At 63.8% G+C, this 18,897-nt stretch carries 20 protein-coding genes; 14 read left to right on the top strand and 6 right to left on the bottom strand.

Translation table 11 applies throughout. From position 1 onward, the window contains the following. Positions 1-75: 75 nt before the first annotated feature. Together polA and BW975_RS15860 are read left to right on the top strand one after the other, a co-directional pair. Positions 76-2,871 (top strand): DNA polymerase I, encoded by a 2,796-nt coding sequence (gene polA / locus BW975_RS15865; protein ID WP_076535333.1) that lies wholly within the window; start codon positions 76-78, stop codon positions 2,869-2,871. Next, positions 2,868-3,602 (top strand): glutamine amidotransferase, encoded by a 735-nt coding sequence (locus tag BW975_RS15860; RefSeq protein WP_076535332.1) that lies wholly within the window; start codon positions 2,868-2,870, stop codon positions 3,600-3,602. The genes polA and BW975_RS15860 overlap by 4 nt, the downstream gene beginning before the upstream one ends. A 51-nt stretch (positions 3,603-3,653) precedes the next feature. Here BW975_RS15860 and ribA read toward each other — a convergent pair whose 3' ends face one another. Beyond that, the gene (gene ribA / locus BW975_RS15855) at positions 3,654-4,757 is read right to left on the bottom strand and encodes a GTP cyclohydrolase II (RefSeq protein WP_076535331.1); all 1,104 of its coding nucleotides are present in this window, start codon (positions 4,755-4,757) and stop codon (positions 3,654-3,656) included. Positions 4,758-4,925: 168 nt separating this feature from the next. Here ribA and BW975_RS15850 point away from each other — a divergent pair, with 168 nt between their 5' ends. Beyond that, entirely contained in the window at positions 4,926-5,612 is a 687-nt protein-coding gene (locus BW975_RS15850) for a response regulator transcription factor (RefSeq protein ID WP_076535330.1), read from the top strand. Positions 5,613-5,803: 191 nt separating this feature from the next. Here the strand turns inward: BW975_RS15850 and BW975_RS15845 are convergent, their stop codons facing one another. Beyond that, entirely contained in the window at positions 5,804-6,331 is a 528-nt protein-coding gene (locus tag BW975_RS15845; RefSeq protein ID WP_076535329.1) for a hypothetical protein, read from the bottom strand. Positions 6,332-6,476: 145 nt separating this feature from the next. Between BW975_RS15845 and BW975_RS15840 the strand changes: the two genes are divergently transcribed. The 4 genes from BW975_RS15840 to BW975_RS15825 all read left to right on the top strand — a co-directional run bounded on the left by BW975_RS15840 (position 6,477) and on the right by BW975_RS15825 (position 9,239). Further along, positions 6,477-7,265, top strand: coding sequence for an exodeoxyribonuclease III (locus BW975_RS15840; protein WP_076535328.1), 789 nt, complete (start codon positions 6,477-6,479; stop codon positions 7,263-7,265). A gap of 157 nt (positions 7,266-7,422) precedes the next feature. Continuing rightward, positions 7,423-8,343, top strand: coding sequence for a thioredoxin family protein (locus BW975_RS15835; RefSeq protein WP_076535327.1), 921 nt, complete (start codon positions 7,423-7,425; stop codon positions 8,341-8,343). 63 nt (positions 8,344-8,406) lie between these two features. Beyond that, positions 8,407-9,051 (top strand): LON peptidase substrate-binding domain-containing protein, encoded by a 645-nt coding sequence (locus BW975_RS15830; protein WP_076535326.1) that lies wholly within the window; start codon positions 8,407-8,409, stop codon positions 9,049-9,051. A gap of 35 nt (positions 9,052-9,086) precedes the next feature. Next, positions 9,087-9,239 (top strand): Trm112 family protein, encoded by a 153-nt coding sequence (locus tag BW975_RS15825; protein WP_076535325.1) that lies wholly within the window; start codon positions 9,087-9,089, stop codon positions 9,237-9,239. Here BW975_RS15825 and BW975_RS15820 read toward each other — a convergent pair. Beyond that, positions 9,236-10,177: an L-threonylcarbamoyladenylate synthase gene (locus BW975_RS15820; RefSeq protein WP_076535324.1), complete on the bottom strand. Its 942-nt coding sequence runs from the start codon at positions 10,175-10,177 to the stop codon at positions 9,236-9,238. The genes BW975_RS15825 and BW975_RS15820 overlap by 4 nt on opposite strands. Before the next feature lie 83 nt (positions 10,178-10,260). On the opposite strand from BW975_RS15820, the gene BW975_RS15815 reads away from it, so the two are divergent. The 7 genes from BW975_RS15815 (at position 10,261) to BW975_RS15785 (ending at position 15,895) form a co-directional block, all read left to right on the top strand. Continuing rightward, positions 10,261-11,322 carry an MBL fold metallo-hydrolase gene (locus tag BW975_RS15815; RefSeq protein ID WP_076535323.1) on the top strand — a complete coding sequence of 354 codons (1,062 nt, stop codon included), beginning with the start codon at positions 10,261-10,263 and terminating at the stop codon, positions 11,320-11,322. After that, positions 11,319-11,774 (top strand): DUF6173 family protein, encoded by a 456-nt coding sequence (locus BW975_RS15810; protein ID WP_083687155.1) that lies wholly within the window; start codon positions 11,319-11,321, stop codon positions 11,772-11,774. The genes BW975_RS15815 and BW975_RS15810 overlap by 4 nt, the downstream gene beginning before the upstream one ends. 92 nt (positions 11,775-11,866) lie before the next feature. Further along, entirely contained in the window at positions 11,867-12,004 is a 138-nt protein-coding gene (locus BW975_RS15805) for an aa3-type cytochrome c oxidase subunit IV (protein WP_076535322.1), read from the top strand. A 28-nt stretch (positions 12,005-12,032) separates the two neighbouring features. Then, on the top strand, positions 12,033-12,638 hold the full coding sequence (locus BW975_RS15800; RefSeq protein ID WP_076535321.1) for a hypothetical protein: 606 nt from the start codon (positions 12,033-12,035) through the stop codon (positions 12,636-12,638). A gap of 139 nt (positions 12,639-12,777) precedes the next feature. Continuing rightward, on the top strand, positions 12,778-13,704 hold the full coding sequence (locus BW975_RS15795; RefSeq protein WP_076535320.1) for an MBL fold metallo-hydrolase: 927 nt from the start codon (positions 12,778-12,780) through the stop codon (positions 13,702-13,704). Then, positions 13,704-14,660 carry an MBL fold metallo-hydrolase gene (locus BW975_RS15790; RefSeq protein WP_076535319.1) on the top strand — a complete coding sequence of 319 codons (957 nt, stop codon included), beginning with the start codon at positions 13,704-13,706 and terminating at the stop codon, positions 14,658-14,660. Before BW975_RS15795 ends, BW975_RS15790 begins: the two co-directional genes overlap by 1 nt. Positions 14,661-14,851: 191 nt before the next feature. Next, a complete protein-coding gene (locus BW975_RS15785) occupies positions 14,852-15,895 on the top strand; it encodes a YeeE/YedE family protein (protein ID WP_076535318.1) in 1,044 nt (347 codons plus the stop codon). Here BW975_RS15785 and BW975_RS15780 read toward each other — a convergent pair. From BW975_RS15780 to BW975_RS15770, 3 genes are all read right to left on the bottom strand, one after another. Further along, positions 15,876-16,952 (bottom strand): YeeE/YedE family protein, encoded by a 1,077-nt coding sequence (locus BW975_RS15780; protein ID WP_076535317.1) that lies wholly within the window; start codon positions 16,950-16,952, stop codon positions 15,876-15,878. The genes BW975_RS15785 and BW975_RS15780 overlap by 20 nt on opposite strands. Before the next feature lie 129 nt (positions 16,953-17,081). Next, entirely contained in the window at positions 17,082-17,513 is a 432-nt protein-coding gene (locus tag BW975_RS15775) for a DUF302 domain-containing protein (protein ID WP_076535316.1), read from the bottom strand. Between the two features lie 108 nt (positions 17,514-17,621). Continuing rightward, positions 17,622-18,890: an NAD(P)/FAD-dependent oxidoreductase gene (locus BW975_RS15770; RefSeq protein WP_076535315.1), complete on the bottom strand. Its 1,269-nt coding sequence runs from the start codon at positions 18,888-18,890 to the stop codon at positions 17,622-17,624. Between the last annotated feature and the right edge of the window lie 7 nt (positions 18,891-18,897).

Genomic DNA, 18,897 nt, shown 5'->3' with positions numbered 1-18,897 from the left:
CTGGTTGAGAGACCAGGAATTGGGTATTTAGACCAAGAAAAAACACTGATAGCGCGTAACGCAGGAGGCATCGCCATGTCATTCGGAAAAGGGTGCCATCTGCATCTGATCGACGGCTCGGCCTTCATCTTTCGCGCCTATCACGCGCTGCCGCCACTGACGCGGAAATCCGACGGCCTTCCTATTGGGGCGGTGTCGGGCTTTTGCAACATGCTGCAGCGTTATGTCGAGGGAAACAACGGATCGGATGCGCCGACGCATGTCGCCGTGATCTTCGACAAGGGTAGCCATACGTTCCGCAACGATCTGTATCCCGAGTACAAGGCCAACCGCGAAGCGATGCCCGAGGATTTGCGCCCGCAGATCCCGTTGACGCGGCGCGCAACCGAGGCATTCAACATCGCCTGCAAGGAGGTCGAGGGGTACGAGGCCGACGATATCATCGGCACGCTGTCGGTGCAGGCCCGTAAGGCGGGCGGGCGCGTGACAATCATTTCCTCCGACAAGGATTTGATGCAGCTGGTCGGCGGCGGGGTCGAGATGCTGGACGCGATGAAGAACCGGCTGATCGACGTCGAGGGCGTCGAGGAGAAGTTCGGCGTCGGGCCTGACCGCGTTGTCGACGTGCAGGCTCTGGCCGGGGATTCGGTGGACAATGTGCCGGGCGCGCCGGGGATCGGGATCAAGACGGCGGCGCTCTTGATCAACGAATACGGAGATCTTGATACGCTTCTGGCCCGCGCCGAGGAGATCAAGCAGCCCAAGCGCCGCCAGACCTTGATCGACCATGCCGACCAGATCCGCCTCTCGCGCCAGCTCGTGCAGCTTGATTGCGACACGCCGCTCGATTTCGGCCTCGACGATCTGGAGGTGCGCGATCCGGACCCCGATGTGTTGCTGGGCTTTCTGGCCGAAATGGAATTCCGCACCCTGACCAAACGCATTGCCGAAGCGATGGATGCCGAGCCACCCGAGATCGACGACACGCCACAGGACGCCCCCGAGGCGGACGCGCCTGAAATGCCCGAGATCGACGCGTCGACATACGAGCATGTGCAGGACATGGATGCGCTGGAGATCTGGCTGAAGCGCATTCGCGCACAGGGCTATGTCGCCGTCGATACCGAGACGACATCGCTGAATGAAATGCAGGCCGAGCTGGTAGGCGTGTCTCTGGCCACGCAGCCGGGGCAGGCCTGCTACATTCCGCTCGGTCACAAGGGCGAGGGGGAAGGCGATCTCTTCGGCAGTGCCGCGCTGGCCGAGGGGCAGATGCCGCTGGAGGATGCGCTGGCCGCGCTCAAGCCGGTGCTGGAGGACGCGAGCATTCTCAAGATCGGCCAGAACATGAAATACGACGCCAAGGTCCTTGCGCGCTACGGGATCGAGGTGTCGCCTTTCGACGACACGATGCTGATTTCCTATGCGCTCCATGCGGGCCTGCACGGACACGGCATGGATGCGCTCAGCGAGCGGTATCTAAATCATACGCCGATCCCGATCAAATCCCTCTTGGGCACTGGCAAGTCCGCCGTCACCTTTGACCGCGTGCCAGTGGCCGATGCCGTGAAATACGCCGCCGAAGATGCGGACATCACTTTGCGCCTCTGGACCGTGCTGAAGCCGCAGTTGCATCGCGCGCAGGTGACACGCGTCTATGAAACGTTGGAGCGGCCGTTGGTGCCCGTGCTTGCGCATATGGAGCGGAACGGGATCAAGGTCGATCGCGATGTGCTCAGCCGCATGTCGGGCGCCTTCGCGCAGAAGATGGCGCAGCTGGAGGAGGAGATCCACGAGCTCGCAGGCCGCAAGTTCAATGTCGGCTCGCCCAAGCAGCTGGGTGAGATCCTCTTTGATGAGATGAGCCTCGAAGGCGGCAAGCGTGGCAAGACGGGCGCCTATGCCACCGGCGCCGACGTGCTCGAGGATCTGGCGACCGAGTATGAGCTGCCGGCCCGCGTGCTGGACTGGCGCCAAATCTCGAAACTGAAATCGACCTATACCGATGCGCTGCAGGACCATATCGATCCGGATACGGGCCGCGTCCACACATCCTACCAGCAGGCGGGCGCCAATACCGGACGGCTCGCCTCGTCCGATCCGAACCTGCAAAACATTCCCGTGCGCAGCGAGGAAGGCCGCCGCATCCGCGAGGCTTTTGTCGCGCCCGAGGGCCGCGTTCTGGTCAGCCTTGACTACAGCCAGATCGAGTTGCGCATCCTTGCGCATGTGGCGGGTATCAACGCGCTGAAACAGGCCTTCAAAGACGGCCAGGACATCCACGCCATGACCGCAAGCGAGATGTTCAACGTCCCGATCGACGAGATGACCCCCGAGATCCGCCGCCAGGCCAAGGCGATCAATTTCGGCGTGATCTACGGGATTTCTGGCTTTGGTCTGGCCCGCAATCTGCGTATCCCGCGCGGCGAGGCGCAAGGCTTCATCGACCGATATTTTGAGAGGTTTCCCGGCATCCGCACCTATATGGATGACACGGTGGCCTTCGGGAAAAAGCATGGCTTCGTCGAGACGCTCTTTGGCCGCAAGATCCACACGCCCGAGATTGGCGCCAGCGGCCCGCGCGCCGGATTTGCCAAGCGTGCGGCGATCAACGCGCCCATTCAGGGCACCGCCGCCGATGTCATCCGCCGCGCGATGATCCGGATGCCGGACGCGATCGCGGGTTTGCCATGCAAGATGCTGTTGCAGGTGCATGACGAGCTTCTCTTCGAGGTCGATGAGGGCGCCGTGGATGACGTGATCAAGGCGGCCCGCGACGCGATGGAGAGCGCCGCGGAACCGGTGGTCAAGCTCAGCGTGCCGCTGACTGTGGATGCGGGGCAGGGCGCCAACTGGGCCAAGGCGCATTGAAGCGGTTCCTGATCCTGCAACTGCGCCCCGAGCGTGACGCGTCTGACGCTGAATACGCGTCCTTTCTGCAGGCGGGCGGTTTGGAGGCTGATCGCACCCACCGCATCCGCCTGGATGCCGAGCCTTTGCCGGAGGCGCTCGATCCGGCGGAATATGCGGGTGTTATCGTCGGCGGCGGTCCGGGGTGTGTCAGCGACGCGCCCGGTGAAAAGTCATCCGATCATGCAAGGATCGAGGCGGCGGTCCTGTCGCTCATACCGCGTGTGGATGCGGGCGATGTTCCCTTTCTCGGCTGCTGCTACGGCATCGGCATCTTGGGCGCCCACCTCGGCGCGCCCGTGGGTAAAGGGCGCTATGGTGAGGCCGTGGGCACTGCCGATTGCACCTTGACCGAGGCAGGCCGCGCCGATCCGCTGTTGGATGGCATGCCGGACCGCTTCGACGCTTTCGTTGGCCACAAGGAGGCGCTCGAGGCGCTTCCCAAGGGGTCCGCACATCTCGTCTCGGGCCCGAATTGCCCCTATCAGATGGTCCGCTACCGGCAGAATATCTACGCGACGCAATTCCACCCCGAGGCGGACGCGTCCGCCTTCGAGCAGCGCATCGGCATTTACCGCCATCACGGCTATTTCCCGCCCGATCAAGCGGATGCGCTGATCGCCATGTGCCGCGCATCGAACGTCACGGCCCCGCGCCGGATCATTGCGAATTTCGTGCGCCGTTATGGTTAACGCGCCCCTCGTTCATCTTGGCAAAAATACTCAGTGGCGGGCCGCCTCCCACTAAAGCATATGGCCCGATTTGCGCGCTTTGGTGGCCAAATAGGCCCTGTTCTGCGCAGTCTCACCGACCATCAAGGGAACGCGCTCGGTCACTTCCACGCCGCAACGACGCATCATCTCGATCTTGGCGGGATTGTTGGTCATCAGGCGCACCGCGCCGAACCCCATTTTGCGCAGGATGCCGGCGCCGATGCGAAAGTCGCGCTCGTCATCCTCAAAGCCCAGCCGGTGATTGGCCTCGACAGTGTCAAAGCCCTGATCCTGAAGGCTATAGGCCCGCATCTTGTTGGCAAGGCCGATGCCGCGCCCCTCCTGGTTGAGGTATAAAAGCACGGCCGCACCCGCGGCGCCCATCTGCATCAGCGCGGCATTCAGCTGCGGGCCGCAATCGCATTTCAGGCTGCCCAGAACATCGCCGGTAAAACAGGCCGAATGCAGCCGTGCGAGAACAGGTTTATCGCGTGGCGGCGCGCCTATCTCTATGGCGTAATGCTCTTCGCTGCCGTCTTCGGGGCGAAAGACATGCACGCGCCCGGCTTGACTGGCCACAATTGGCACACGCGCGCTGACGACGCCGTGGGGCGGGCTGGCAAGGCGCATTGCGGCCTCGGCGGCTTCTGCGGGCAGGATTGTCAGACCCGCCTCGCGCGCTGCGGCAGGGGCGCCCGGCCAGTCCAGAACCAGCATCGCGGGCAAAAGGCGCGCGGCCTTGACCAGGGACAGCGCCAGGCGGTGCAGACGCACATCGCCGCCGCGCAGGCTGCGGAATGGGCCTTTCATCGGCTGAACCAGATCATCCTCGGGGCTGGCGGTGGCGCGTATCCATTTCAGGTCCGCATCCTTCGGCAGGACGAGGCGTGCAAGATCGTTGTCATAGGCCCGCGCCTTCAGCGTCTCCGCCCGCCGCGCGGTGACGGCGAGCGACAAGGCGCCCCCGGTCTCATTCGCCAGCGCGCGCAGGCTTGCTAGGCGCGGCGCCTCGATGGTTTCCGCCGCCGCGACAAGGGCTGCACCCTCAGCGCCGGACAGCGCAACGGGCAGGCCCATGGCAAGGTCCGCGCGTGCGCGTGCCAGCAGGTGGATGATGTCAGGCTTCAGGCTCATATCGGTGGGAAAAGTCTTTTAGGAACGGATCCCGCGCAGTGTCGTTCACAGAGAAATGAAACAAAAGCCCTTTATGCTACACTAGGGCGTGATCGGCCTGTCGCATTCCTTGCCGTTACGGCGCCCGGCCCGCATCTAGAGATCAAGCAAACGTGAGGAGACCGCGAAATGGCACAACTCAAGAAGATTCTGCTGGTCGACGATGACGAGGACCTGCGCGAGGCGCTGGGCGAGCAACTGGTCATGACCGAGGATTTCGACGTCTTCGAGGCGGGCACCGGCGCCGAGGCGATGACACATGCGCGGGACGCAAATTACGATCTGATCATCCTCGATGTCGGCCTGCCCGACACCGACGGGCGCGAGCTGTGCCGCCTGATGCGCAAACAAGGTGTCAAAAGCCCGATCCTCATGCTGACCGGGCATGACGGCGATGCCGACACGATCTTGGGCCTCGATGCGGGCGCAAATGATTACGTAACCAAGCCGTTCAAGTTTCCCGTCCTTCTGGCCCGGATCCGCGCACAGCTGCGACAGCATGAGCAGTCTGAGGATGCGGTGTTCCAGTTGGGGCCGTACAGCTTCCGGCCAGCGCTGAAGGTTTTGATCGACGAGGGCGGCCGCAAGGTGCGCCTGACCGAGAAAGAGACCAATATACTGAAATTCCTCTATCGCTCGACCGATGGTGTGGTGGCGCGTGATGTGCTGCTCCATGAGGTCTGGGGATATAACGCCGGCGTGACCACTCACACGCTCGAGACGCATATCTATCGCTTGCGCCAGAAGATCGAGCCGGATCCGTCCAATGCGCGGCTTCTGGTCACGGAAAGCGGTGGATATCGGCTGATGCCATGAGGGTGCATTTTTATGCGGAACCTTTTTGCGCCGGGTGGGTTTCGGCAGGACCAGCCTCCCCTAGGCTGCGTCGCTTCCGTCCGCATATACGGTGATTGAAATATGCATTCCCTGTTGGACTGACCCCGGCTATGTGCCGGGGTCTTTTTTTGTGCGGCGCAGCATCAATGGGGCGGCTGGCCATAAATATGTCAGGAGGCGTCGCCGTTCCGTCGCTGAATGGTCGCCTGAAAGTTTCCGTCCATTGTGACCGCGCCGTCGGCATCCGCAGGCACCAATTCGGTCTCGTTGCCGTCTGTCAAAACGGCGACGAAGCTGCCGGTCACCACCATGTCGGTGCCTTCGACGCTCAGCGCGGTCAGGGTGATATCGGTATTGGCAGGCGCGGCTGTCAGCGGGGCTGGCGCACCCTGCTCTTTCAGGGTCACGCTCAGATCCTGCGCCGCAGGCGCGGTGCCCGAGGCGTCGGCATCGAATTCCAGTATCAGGGTCTGCGAGGCGCTGGCGGTGGAGCCCGCGCTTGGTGTGGCGGAGATCGTGACGCTCAACGTATCGCCTGCCTCGCTCCAACTGCTCGGCTGCGCCGCATCCGCGCCCGATACGCTCCAGCTGCGCTCCGCCAAGTCGAGCGTTCCGGTAATGGTGCCGCTGGCCTCTTGTGCCAGCGCAGGCGCACTGGTGAGGGCGAGGGCGGCGAAGGGAAGGACTGATGGTTTCATCGTTTCGTCTCCGAAGATTGGGAATGTGAGTGGCAAACGGGCGCTCCGTCCGGGCAGTTCCTGAAAATCGGGCCGGGGCGGCGTCTGGACGCGGCGGGGCGCGGCGCATAGGGTCCGCGCAACTTAATGAGCGGAGCGGACGCAGATGACCTTCACCCTTGCCACCTGGAACATCAATTCGGTGCGCTTGCGTGCGCCGCTGGTCTGCAAGCTTTTGTCCGAGGAAGGCCCGGACGTTCTGTGCCTGCAAGAGTGCAAGAGCCCGGTCGATAAAATTCCGACCGAAGAGTTTGCCGCGCTGGGCTATACCCACATGATCGCCCGTGGACAAAAGGGCTATAACGGTGTCGCGATCCTGTCGAAACTGCCCATTGAAGATATCGGCGCGCATGATTTCGCGGGTCTGGGCCACGCCCGCCATATCGCCGGGCGGCTGGAGAATGGCGTGACGATCCACAATTTCTACGTGCCCGCCGGGGGTGATGTCGCCGATCGCGCGGTGAACGACAAATTCGGCCAGAAGCTGGACTACCTGACGGATATGCGCGACTGGGCGAAGGATGGCGGCCTGTCCAAATCGATCCTGGTGGGCGATCTGAACATCGCCCCGCGCGAGGATGATGTCTGGAGCCACAAGCAGCTGTTGAAGGTGGTAAGCCACACGCCCATCGAGGTGGCGCATCTGTCGGATGCGATGGAGGCCGGCGATTGGCACGACGTGACCCGCGCCGATATTCCCGAGGGACAGCTTTATAGCTGGTGGTCCTACCGCGCCAAGGATTGGGACGCCGCCGACAAGGGCCGGCGGCTCGATCATGTCTGGGCGACGGGTGATATAGCCGCCTCGGCGCATTCCAGCCGGGTACTGCGCGCCGCGCGGGGGTGGCAGCAACCCAGCGATCATGCGCCGGTCTTCGCAACCTTCGATCTTTAGGCGCTTTGGCGGGCCGCCGGGGGCGCCGCCCCCGGCGGCCTGGAGTATTTTCAGAACAATGAAAGCGGGGCGCGGGCTTGGTGCCTGCCCTTGCAACATCGGTGATGCCGGGCCATTTATGGCGCAACGCGCAATTCAGCGAGCGAGGCATGACGAGATGATAGAACTTGGTGGCCAGTCCCCCGCAACAGATCTGATCAAGGACGTATCCGAGGCAGATTTCATGACCGAGGTGGTCGAGATGTCGCGCACCGTGCCGGTGATCGTTGATTTCTGGGCGCCGTGGTGCGGCCCGTGCAAGACGCTTGGACCGGCACTGGAGACGGCAGTGAACAAGGCCAAGGGCGCTGTGCGCATGGCCAAGGTCAATGTCGACGAGAATCAGGCCATCGCGGGCCAGTTGCAGATCCAGTCTCTGCCGACGGTCTATGCCTTTTGGCAGGGGCAGCCGATCGATGGATTTCAGGGCAATGTGCCGGCATCCGAGCTTGATGCCTTCATAGGCCGCGTGGTCGAGGCTTCGGGTGGCGCGGCCGGTGGCGCGGAAGCTGACGGCCTTGCTGAGGCGATTACTGCTGCGGATGAAATGCTGGAGGCGGGCGACGCTGCGGGTGCGCTTCAGGTCTTTGCCGCCATCGCCGCCGAGGACCCGGCCAATGCCGCCGCGTTCGGCGGCATGGCGCGCGCGCACATCGCTTCGGGTGATCTGGAACAGGCGGAGGCTGTGCTCAACGGTGCGCCCGCGGATCTGCATGACAAGCCCGAAATCGAGGCCGCGCATGCCCAGCTGGCCCTCGCCCGGCAGGCGGCGGATGCCGGCCCGGTGGCCGATCTGGAAGCAGCGGTCGAGGCTGACCCGGGCAATCATCAGGCGCGCTACGATCTGGCGTTGGCGCTGGCCGCTGCGGGACGGAGCGAAGAGGCCGTCGATCATCTGCTGGAACTTTTCCGCCGTGATGCGGATTGGAACGATGGTGCGGCAAAAACGCAGCTCTTCACGGTGTTCGATGCGCTCAAGCCGAATGATCCGGTTGTTTTGAACGGGCGCCGCAAACTGAGCTCGCTGATTTTTGCGTAAGGCGCCCTGTGCAGCGCCCCGGCGACGCTTGCCGGGCCTTGGGCGCGGGCTAAGTGCAGTCTCATGACACGCAAGATCGATCTTCCGGACATCGTTCCGATATTTCCGCTGCCGGGGGCGCTGTTGCTTCCTCGCGCGCGGCTGCCGCTGCATCTGTTCGAGCCGCGGTACCTGGCCATGCTGGAGGACGCGCTGAAAACGCCCGAGCGTCTGATCGGGATGATCCAGCCCAACAAGGTGCCGGGCCGGGCCGGGCATGGCCTGCAGACCATCGGTTGCGCCGGACGTGTCACTCAGTTCTCCGAAACCGAGGATGGTCGCTACATGATCACCTTGGCGGGGGTTTCGCGCTTTCGTCTGCTTGAAGAAGTCGAGGGCTTTGCGCCCTATCGGCGCGCGCGCGTCTCATGGACCGGGTTCGAGCGGGATCAGGGAGATGAGGAGAGTGACAGCGCGTTCAATCGCGAGGCTTTCCTTGCAACGCTGGCACAGTATTTTGACGCCCAAGACCTGCAAACCGACTGGGATAGTCTCAAAGAAGCGGACGACGAATTGCTGATCAATTCGCTATCGATGCTTTTGGGATTTGAGCCGGAGGACAAGCAGGCGCTGTTGGAAGCGCCATCGCTGAGCACTCGGCGTGAGACGTTGATGACGCTGATCGAGTTTGCCATGCGCGGGGGCGACGACGAAGGGGTAATGCAGTGAGCGACGATGCCGCAACTCCGGCCCATGATCGGCGTATGTTGGAGGCGTTGATCTGCCCGCACACACACCAGCGGCTGGAATACGACGCGGAAGCGGGCGAGCTGATCAGCCGCAGCGCCAACCTCGCCTTTCCGATCCGCGCGGGCATTCCCATCTTGCTGATCAGTGAGGCGCGCAGCCTCGATTAGCGCGGTGCGGCGGCGCGGCGCAGACGGTCATTGATGGCGCGCCCCAAGCCCGTGTCGGGCACCGGGGCAACGGCGATGGCCTTGGCGCCGCGCGCGTCGAGCGCATGCAGGTGCGCAAAAAGGTTTGCCGCTGCTTCGACCAGATCCCCTGAGGCCGACAGATCCAGCGCGGCACCCGGTGTGCCGGCGAACCCGAGCAGCAGTTCGCCTTCCTCTATGGTTTCAGCCTCCAACCTTACCGGAACTGCGGGCGCATAATGCGATGACAATTGGCCCGGTGCCGTGATCGCACCGCCCGGCTCGGGGATCGCAAGCGAGCCGCCAAGCGCGGCCTCGATGATTTCGGCCGGCAGGCCGCCGGGGCGCAACAGCGTCGGTGCGCCCGTGAGACCTATGATAGTTGATTCGACACCCACCCCGCAGGACCCGCCGTCGAGAATGGCCGCGATGCGCCCGTCCAGGCCCAAGCGGACATGATCGGCATGTGTCGGACTGATGCGCCCTGACGGATTGGCGGAGGGCGCAGCAAGGGGCGCGCCGCTGGCGCGCAGCAGGGCTTGGGCGGCCGCATGCGCTGGCACGCGCAGCGCGACACTGTCCTGACCGGCCGTGACAAGGGGCGAGAGGCCACACTCCTCTTTCAGGGGCAGGACCAGCGTCAGCGGTCCGGGCCAAAAAGCGGCGGCGAGGCGGTCGGCCGCATCGCTCCAGACAGCGTAGCGCCGCGCGACATCGGTATCCGGCACATGGACGATCAATGGATTGAAGCTGGGCCGGCCCTTGGCCTCGAAAATGCGCGCGACCGCAATACCGCTGCGGGCATCGCCGGCAAGGCCGTAGACCGTTTCGGTGGGCAGGGCGACCAGCTGTTCGTCTGTGATAAGGGCGGCGGCGGCCTCGATGCCTGCACGGTCTGTCATGAGGTTACGTGTTTGCATGCGGCTGGGATCCTTGGCGCGAAAGGGCTAGGTAGAGCGTGCAATTGACTAGCCTGCGCCCACCCGATTGCCAAGGAGCCCTGATGACACGACCCGATATCGAGCGCGACGGCATCCGCTATCCCTGGCCCGAGCCGCCCGTCGAAGGTGACGCGACCGAGGTGGCGCCGGGCGTTCTGTGGATGCGCCTGCCGCTGCCCATGGCGCTGGACCACGTCAATATATATGCGCTGGACGATGGCGATGGCTGGACCCTAGTTGATACCGGGATCAAGTCGGGCCGCAGCATTCGCATATGGGAGCGGTTGCTGGCTGGGCCGCTGGCGGGCAGGCCCGTTCGGCGCATCATCGTGACGCATCACCACCCCGATCATGTCGGCATGGCGGGCTGGCTGATGGAGCGTTGCGAGGCCGAGCTGATCATGACGCGCACCGCTTGGCTGATGGCCCGAATGCTGATCCTAGATGTCGAGGATCGCCCGACGCCACAGGCGCTGGACTTCTGGCGTAGCGCCGGAATGGCGCCCGAGATCTATGCCGAGCGGGCGTCGGCGCGCCCCTTCAATTTCGCCGATAGCTGCGCATCTCTGCCGGTGGGCTACACCCGGCTGCAAGCGGGGGACACGCTACACGCGGGCAGCCGCGTCTGGGACGTGCGCATCGGGCATGGCCATGCGCCCGAACATCTGACGCTGTGGAGCCGCGACTGCAATCTGGTCATCGCCGGGGATCAAATCCTGCCATCGATCAGCCCAAATCTGGGCGTCTATCCCACCGAACCCGAGGCCGACCCGGTGGCCGAGTGGCTGGAGGCGTGCGGGCGGCTGGCCGATCATGCGCGGGCGGATCATCTGGTGCTGGGCGGTCACAAGCTGCCCTTCACGGGGCTGCCCCTACGGATGCGCCAGCTGATCGAGAATCACCACGGCGCGCTTAGGCGTCTTGAGCAGCATCTGAGCGTGCCGCGCAGCGCGGTCGAGTGTTTCGCCCCGCTCTTCAAGCGCCGGATCAACGCCGGAACCTATGGCTTGGCGCTGGTCGAGGCGGTTGCACATCTCAACCACTTGCATAAGCTGAGCCGGGTGACGCGGACCCGGCGAGAGGATGGCGCCTGGCTGTGGCAGCGACAGGGAGAGACGACGTGACAGACGAGATCATGACCACCGCCGAGCTTGCGGAGGCCGATGCCCTGCCGCGGTGCCGCGAGGTTCACACGCGCGAGGGTCATACCAGCCCCGCCGCCAGTGCCCCGGCCAGCATCACGTCGAAGCCGGTCGAGCAAAAGAGCGCGGCGGAATGGGCGTATGAGCGGATCATCCTCTACATCAAGAATTTCGAGAAGACGCTGGATAACGAGCATGAGGTTGCCATGGGATTTGTCGGCAGCGACGCGGGTGTGCTCAAAATCGAAGGAATGGGCTATTTCGATCCGGACATGATCACCTTTTACGGCAGCGACGCCGCGGGCAGCAAGACGCAGCTGGTGCAGCATGTCAGCCAGCTAAGCGTCATCTTGCGTGCCCTGCCCAAACCCCGCGCACAGGCCGAGCCCGAGCGCATCGGCTTTCGCCTGGCGGCGGATCTGGAAAAGAACTGAAGGCGCGCGCGCGCCGCCGCTTTGAGGGTGACAGGGCCCGATAAATCCAGTAACCAGCGACAAATTTCGGCATGAACAGGACGGACATTGGGATGGCTGACAACCACGAGCACGGCAAGATGGATACCAAAGAGCACGAAAAGACGTTCGACGCTTTCGTGACGTGGTCAACGCGCGTGGCGATCGTTGCCGTTTGCATTCTTCTCTTCATGGCTTTGGTCAACAGCTGATCCCGGACCGGCCGGAAGGAATTTTGCGATGCGCGCGATCATCATGGCCTTTTGCGCTGTTCTTGCTTTGGCCGGATGCGCAGCGCCGCCGGGCGTTTGGGCCACTGATGAAGCTGTGGCGCGTGCCGCTTATCGTCATGACGGCCCCCCGCGCCTGACACTCTTCACCATGCTGAACAACTCGACCGGTTCGGGCGCGCATACGTCGCTGATGATCAACGGGTCGCAGCGCGTGATCTGGGACCCCGCAGGGTCGTTCAAGCATGAAACCATCCCCGAGCGGAACGATGTGGTCTTTGGCGTCACACCCATGGTCGAAGACGTCTACACCCGTTTCCACGCGCGCAAGACATTTCATGTGCGCATTCAGCGCCTCGACGTGACCGCAGAGCAGGCCGAGCGCGCGATGCAACTGGCCCGCGCGTATGGCCCCGTGCCACAAGCGCAATGCGCGCGCAGCACCTCCAGCATCCTCGCGCAGATCTTTCCGAGCCAGATTGGACAGACATGGTTTCCCCGTGCGCTGGCCGATGAGTTCGCAACGATACCGGGCGTCACCGAAGAGACGCTTTATGAGTATGATAGTGACGACAACTCCAAGGTGCTGGCCGCCTGGGATCCGTCCAAGGTCTGATTGCGCGTTGTCCCCGCAACTTCGTTGATCCAGAAATTTGCCGTCAGCGCCCGCATCGCGGGTGTTGCCTTATGTCGCGGCGTGATGCGATATTCATCTTATGGAATTTGTTTTCGCAATTCCGATGGGAGGATTAAGCATGATGATCGACAGACGACAGGTCCTTGCGGGGCTGGGAGGCATCGGTGGCTTGGCGCTGTGCGGCGCGCCTCGACCGGCGCTGGCGCGCACGGCCGTGCAGATGGGGAGCGGCGAGGTCGTGGCGCTGAGCGATGGCAACCTCGTGCTGCCGTTCGATTTTGCGTTTGGCGATTTGCCCGAGGATGAGCTGGACCTTATCCTGGCCAGGTACGGCGTTTCGGGCGACCAGCTCGAGCCACCTTGCAACCTCACTTTGCTGCGCCAAGAGGATCGTATCGTTCTCTTTGATGCGGGCTCTGGCCCCGCCTTCATGCCCAGCGCAGGCAAGCTGATGAGCAGTCTCGAGGCCGAGGGCCTGACGCCCGATGACATCACGCATGTCGTGTTCACGCACGCGCATCCGGATCATCTGTGGGGAATCCTCGATGATTTCGACGAACCGATCTTTGCCAACGCCGAAATGATGATCGGGCAGGATGAGTGGGATTACTGGACCGACCCCGCGACCGTCGACACGATCGGCGAGGCGCGCGCCTCTTTTGCCGTCGGTGCCGCACGGCGGCTGGCCGCGATCGAGGGTCGCGTCGGGTTTTTCAAAGGTGGGGATGAAATCCTGCCGGGAATCATGGCGCACGCGACGCCCGGCCATACGCCGGGCCATATGTCCTTTGAGATCCGCAATGGGGGCGATGCCGTCATGGTCGGAGGCGACGCCATCAGCAACGGCCATGTCGCGCTGGCCCGCCCCGATTGGCCCAGCGGGGCCGATCAGGATCCCGATCTGGGTGCCGAGACGCGGATGCGTCTTCTGGATCAGCTGGTCGCGGATGACATCGCGCTTTTGGGCTTTCACTTGCCGGATGGCGGTCTGGGCCGTGTCGAGCGGGCCGGCGATTACTACCAATTCACTGCGGAGGGTATGTGATGCGTAGCCTGATTTCGATCGCATGTATTGCGCTGGTCGCCGCGCCCGTACTCGCCAGCGAAGATATCGCGGACAAATATCCCGCTTCGCTGCTTTATGACAAACCGTGGGAGGTGATCCCCGGCGTCTTTTCCGCCATCGGCGCGACCGCCCCGCCGACCTACGAGAATGCCGGTCACAACAACAATCTCAGCTTCATCGTCACCGGGGACGGCGTCGTCGTGATGAATGGCGGCGCGTCCTACGGCCTTGCCAAGGCGCTCCACGCCGAGATCGAGGCGGTGACGGACCAGCCGGTCAAGCTGGTCTTCAACGAGAACGGGCAGGGCCATGCCGTCCTTGGTAATAATTACTGGGCAGAGCAGGGCGTGCCCATCGTCGCGCATGTCGATGCCGCCGCCGAGGTCGAGGCGCATGGGCCCGCGATCCTGAAGGCGATGCAGGGCTACAACAAGGACCGCGCCGAGGGTACCGAAGTGCAGGTGCCAACCGAAACCTTCGAGGAGGAATACGTCGTCGAGATGGGCGATTTCCGCATCGAGGCGCGCTATCTGGGCCCGGCCCATTCGCCCGGCGACATCGTGCTGTGGCTGCCGAAGCAGAGCCTCGTCATCTCGGGCGACATGGCGTTTCACGAGCGCATGCTGCCGATATTCGCCGACACGATGACCGCCGACTGGCTCGAGACATGGGACACTGCCTTCGAGCCGCTGGAGGCCACATACGTCATCCCGGGCCACGGCCATCCGACGAATATGGATCAGGTTCGGCGCTATACGAAGGATTATCTTGAATACCTGCGCGATCAGGTTGGCGCGGTGATGGATGAGGGCGGCGGTCTGGCCGAGGCCTATTACGTGGACCAATCGCCCTATACGCATCTAGATACGTTCGAGGAACTGGCGACCAAGAATGCGGGCCGCGTGTTCGAGCAGCTGGAATTCGAGCGGTTCTGAAATCAGGGTCGATTTTCGGCCAGGCGGAACGGGGTCGCGCGGATGGTTCGCGCGGCCCTTTTGGTTTGGAACATCGTTCCTGGGCGCCCCGCCTCTCTGGAACGTCGTCTCATGCCCCGCACCTTGACCTTGGGGCACAAAGACCGAGATAAGGCGGGTTCTTTGCCACGATTCCCAAAAGGGGCCGTTTGATGCTGTTCGAACTTTATGACCTGCCGGTAGATGCGCAAGGCGCGCGCTTGATCCTCGGACTCGTGCTGGGTCTCGCTTTCGGGATTGCCGCACAAATCAGCCGTTTCTGCCTGCGCCGTGGCCTCGTCGCCGGGCCGGACCGCGCGCCCGCCCTTGGAACATGGGCCGCCGCGCTGGCCACAGCCATCGCCGCGACCAGCGCCGCCATCTGGATCGGCTGGGTCGACCTGTCGGATCATCGGCTCATGGTCAGCGATCTGCCCATCTTGGCGATCATTATCGGAGGTCTGGCCTTCGGTATCGGCATGGTCGCGACGCGCGGCTGCGTCAGCCGCCTGACCGTGCTGGGCGGGACAGGCAATCTGCGCGCGCTGACGGTGCTGCTGGTCTTTGCTCTCGTGGCGCATGCGACGCTCAAGGGCGTTTTTGCGCCGGTGCGCGTCGCGCTCGGCTCGGTCACGACCGATATCGGTATTGCCTCGCTGGCTGAATTGCCGGGCGGCATGCTGACTTGGGCTGCGCTGCTGGTTGCTGGCCTCATCGCCGCCATTGCGGCGCTGCGGCCGCGCCCCCTGCACGTGGCGCTTGCCTCGGTCATTGGTCTGACGGTCGTCGGCGGTTGGATCGCAACGGGCTGGCTCTTGATGGATGAATTCGATCCCATCGCGGCGGAGTCCATGGCCTTTACCTCCACCTGGGCCGATGCACTCTTTTGGACGGTCGCGTCCAGCTCGATCCCCGCTGGCTTCGGCGTGGGCCTCGTGGGCGGGGTCTTTGCTGGCGCGTTCCTCTCGGCGCTTGTCCGGGGCGAGCTTGCCTTCGCCAGCTTCACGGATGCGCACGAGACGCTGCGCTATGTGGCAGGCGGGGCGCTGATGGGCTTTGGCGGCGTTCTGGCCGGTGGGTGCACGGTGGGCGCGGGCCTATCTGGTGTGTCGATGCTGAGCGTCGCGGCGCTGATCGCGCTGGCCTCGATCGTGGCGGGCGCACTGGTTGCGGATCGCGCGCTGTCGCGCGCGCCGCTTATCCAGCCGGCGGAGTGATCGGCGCGGCGCGGCGCGCACTGGCCAAGAGCCGGTGCGTCGCCATCGCGCCGACCCACATGCAGGTAATCGCGACCCAGGCCGTCAGCGCAAAGACTGACCCGCCCGACATGCCCGCACCTACGGCACAGCCCCCGGCAAGCATGCTGCCGAAACCCATCAGCACTGCACCGAGCAGGTACTGCTCCATGGGGGTGGCAGGGCCAAAACGCTCGATCCTGGCCTCGCGCGCCACGAGGGCCATGAGGCCCGATCCCGCAAAGACGCCTGGAACAAGGCCGATGCCGAAGCTCCATGGCAATCGGGTATTGTCCACGAGGCCCATGAGCGTATCGGTGGACGGGCCCGTGAAGGTGACGGAGGAAATCGGGATGACCTCGAAGGACACTTGGGAAATCCAGTAGGTCAGCGCCCAGCCAAGCGCGATGGCAAGGCCGACCGCTGCCGCTGCCAAGGCGCGGCTGATGGGGATCATAGTGCGCCGCGCGAGGTAGAGCGAGAGCGCAAGCGCCATCGCGGCCAATGTCGCCGCAAGCCCCGCGTCGATCCCCAGCCGCGCAAGCAGATCGCGGGAGGCGCCCCCCTCGATCAGCCAAAGGCTCGCAAGTGCCTCGCGCGCCGGCGCCAGAAATCCGCTCAGCGCGGCCTGCGCGACCAGCGTCAGGACCAAACCCGTCAGGAGGGCGCGCAGATTTCCCGTAGCCGAAAGCACCAGAAGGCGGCTGGCGCAGCCGCGCGCGAGGATCATCCCGGCCCCGAACATCAGACCTCCGATCACGGCGCCCGAAACACTGCCCACAGCTGCCAATTGCCGGGATGCGCCGACGTCCACCCAGCCCGCCGCGATAAGCCCCTGAACCGAGGCGACAGCGGCAGTGAAGGCGATCAACCAGATATATAGCCGGGGACCAAACTGCCCCTCCGCCACCTCGACCGAAGCGGCGCGCAGGCAAAACCGTGAATGTTGCGCCGCGATCCCAAAGACGAAGCCCACCAGCGCCCCGGCCATTGCCAGCACGGCACCGTCACCGAAGCGATCCAGCAATGCGCCTATCATCGGGTGGCCCCCTTTCGGTACTTAGCGCTGTACGCGGGCACAATCCGCCCGCAGCGCCAAGCATCGCATCTGGCGGGGGACAGTTTATTGTTCTGGCGCAAAGACGCGCGCTTTTGCGTCGCCCTGCGGCTACTTCATCGCGTCCTTGACGATCTCGTCCAACATGGCCTGCACTTCCTGCATTGGCCCGTCGGGATAGGTGCGGTAGCCGATCATCACCTCGCCGCCCTGGTCGGCCACGAAGATGCCATAGGGACAGTGGGCGATGTTCATGAGATCCGCTTCCATCACCTTGCGCGACAGCTGCGCCGAGCAGAAGAGAAAGATATCGGCCTCGGTAAAGAGTTCGGTGTCGCTGCCGACATCTTCGGCGGTGCGGGCCAGCATCTCGCCCGTGTGGCTGACGTAGTCGATGACAAGGCCGCGTCCGATGATCGCGTTCTCGACCGCGAAGGCGGCATCGTCGAAACTGCCATTGAACGGATATGTGACGGCCTCATCCGCCGCGCTTGCGGGAATGGCAGTTAGGGCGAGCAGACCCGCTGTTAAAATGTGTCGCATGTGAACTCCTTTGGTTGTCGGGAGGCATCACAGCACGAGCGGCGACGCCTCGCCTTGATCTGTGTCATTTGGGGAACGGCGCGTACTCAGCGCCGTCCTGCGCCTGTTTCAGGTGAACATGTCGGCGATGATGCCGGCATACCAGCCCTCTGATTCCTCGTAGGTGGCCTTGCGCAGGTCCGCAGGTTCGCCCGGCTGCGAGATAAAGCCATCAACCTTGGCGATCTTCTCGTCGGTTGCCTCGTAGGTGGCGCCCACCTTGACCCCGTCATTGGTCTCGATCAGCGACCAGCAGGTGTTCGAGAACTTGGCCGGAAAGACGCGGCTGCCGGTCAGTGCGCCGCGGACCGCATTGGCACAGACCTTGGCCTGGCTGTTGGCGGCAAAGCCAGACTTCGGCATATCGCCCTGATCGGCAGCGTCGCCCAGAACATGTATGTCCGCGTCGGCCTTGCTGCTGAGATCGGCGGCGTTGACGGGCACCCAATCGCCATCCGTCACACCCGCCAGTTCGGCGATATGGCCGGCCTTTTGCGCGGGAATGACATTGCATGCATCCACCTGCACCACCTCGCTGTCGATGGTGACGGTCATGGCATCGGGGTCGACCGACACGTTGCCACCGCCGAAATCGGCGCCGATCCAGTCGATCATGCCGGGGTAATGCTTGAGCCAACCCTCCTGAAAGAGCGCCATCTTGGAGAATTGCGCCTTGGGATCCGCGACGATGATCTTGGCCGACGGATTGGCTTCCTTCAGCAGGTGGGCAACCATCGAGATCCGCTCGTAAGGGCCGGGCGGGCAGCGGTAGGGATTGGGCGGCGCGACCATCGCGAAGGTGCCCCCCTGTGGCATGGCCTGAACCTGCGCTTTGAGCAATGCGGTCTGCGTGCCGCCCTTGTAGGCGTGGGGCATGGCGTTTTGTGCGGCCAGCGACCAACCCTCGACAGCGCCGTCGACAAAGTCGATGCCGGGGCTGAGGATCAGCTTGTCGTAGGGTAGGGACGCGCCGCTGGCGAGGGCGACGGTCTTGGCGTCGCGGTCCACACCCACGGCCCAGTCATGGACGACGTTGATGCCATGCGCGGCTGCGAGCGTGCCGTAGGTATGGCCCAGATCGTCCATCTCCTTGAAGCCGCCGAGATAGAGGTTCGAGAAAAAGCAGGTGTAGTAGCTGCGCGACGGCTCGACGAGGGTGACGTCGATCGCCCCGTCCGAATCCTTGGCGATATAGCGCGCCGCGGTGGCCCCACCGGCGCCGCCACCGATGACAAGAACGCGGGGTTTGCCGCTGCCTTGGGCCAGAACGGCGGGCGCGGTGAGGGATGCGGCAGCGGCGGCGCCGGTGCCCAAAAAGAGGCGTCTGTTCAGTGTCATCGGTCTT

Origin of the sequence: Roseovarius nanhaiticus (assembly GCF_900156535.1) — a bacterium.
Classification (GTDB): domain Bacteria; phylum Pseudomonadota; class Alphaproteobacteria; order Rhodobacterales; family Rhodobacteraceae; genus Roseovarius; species Roseovarius nanhaiticus.
This window is presented reverse-complemented; position numbering and strand designations above follow the sequence as displayed.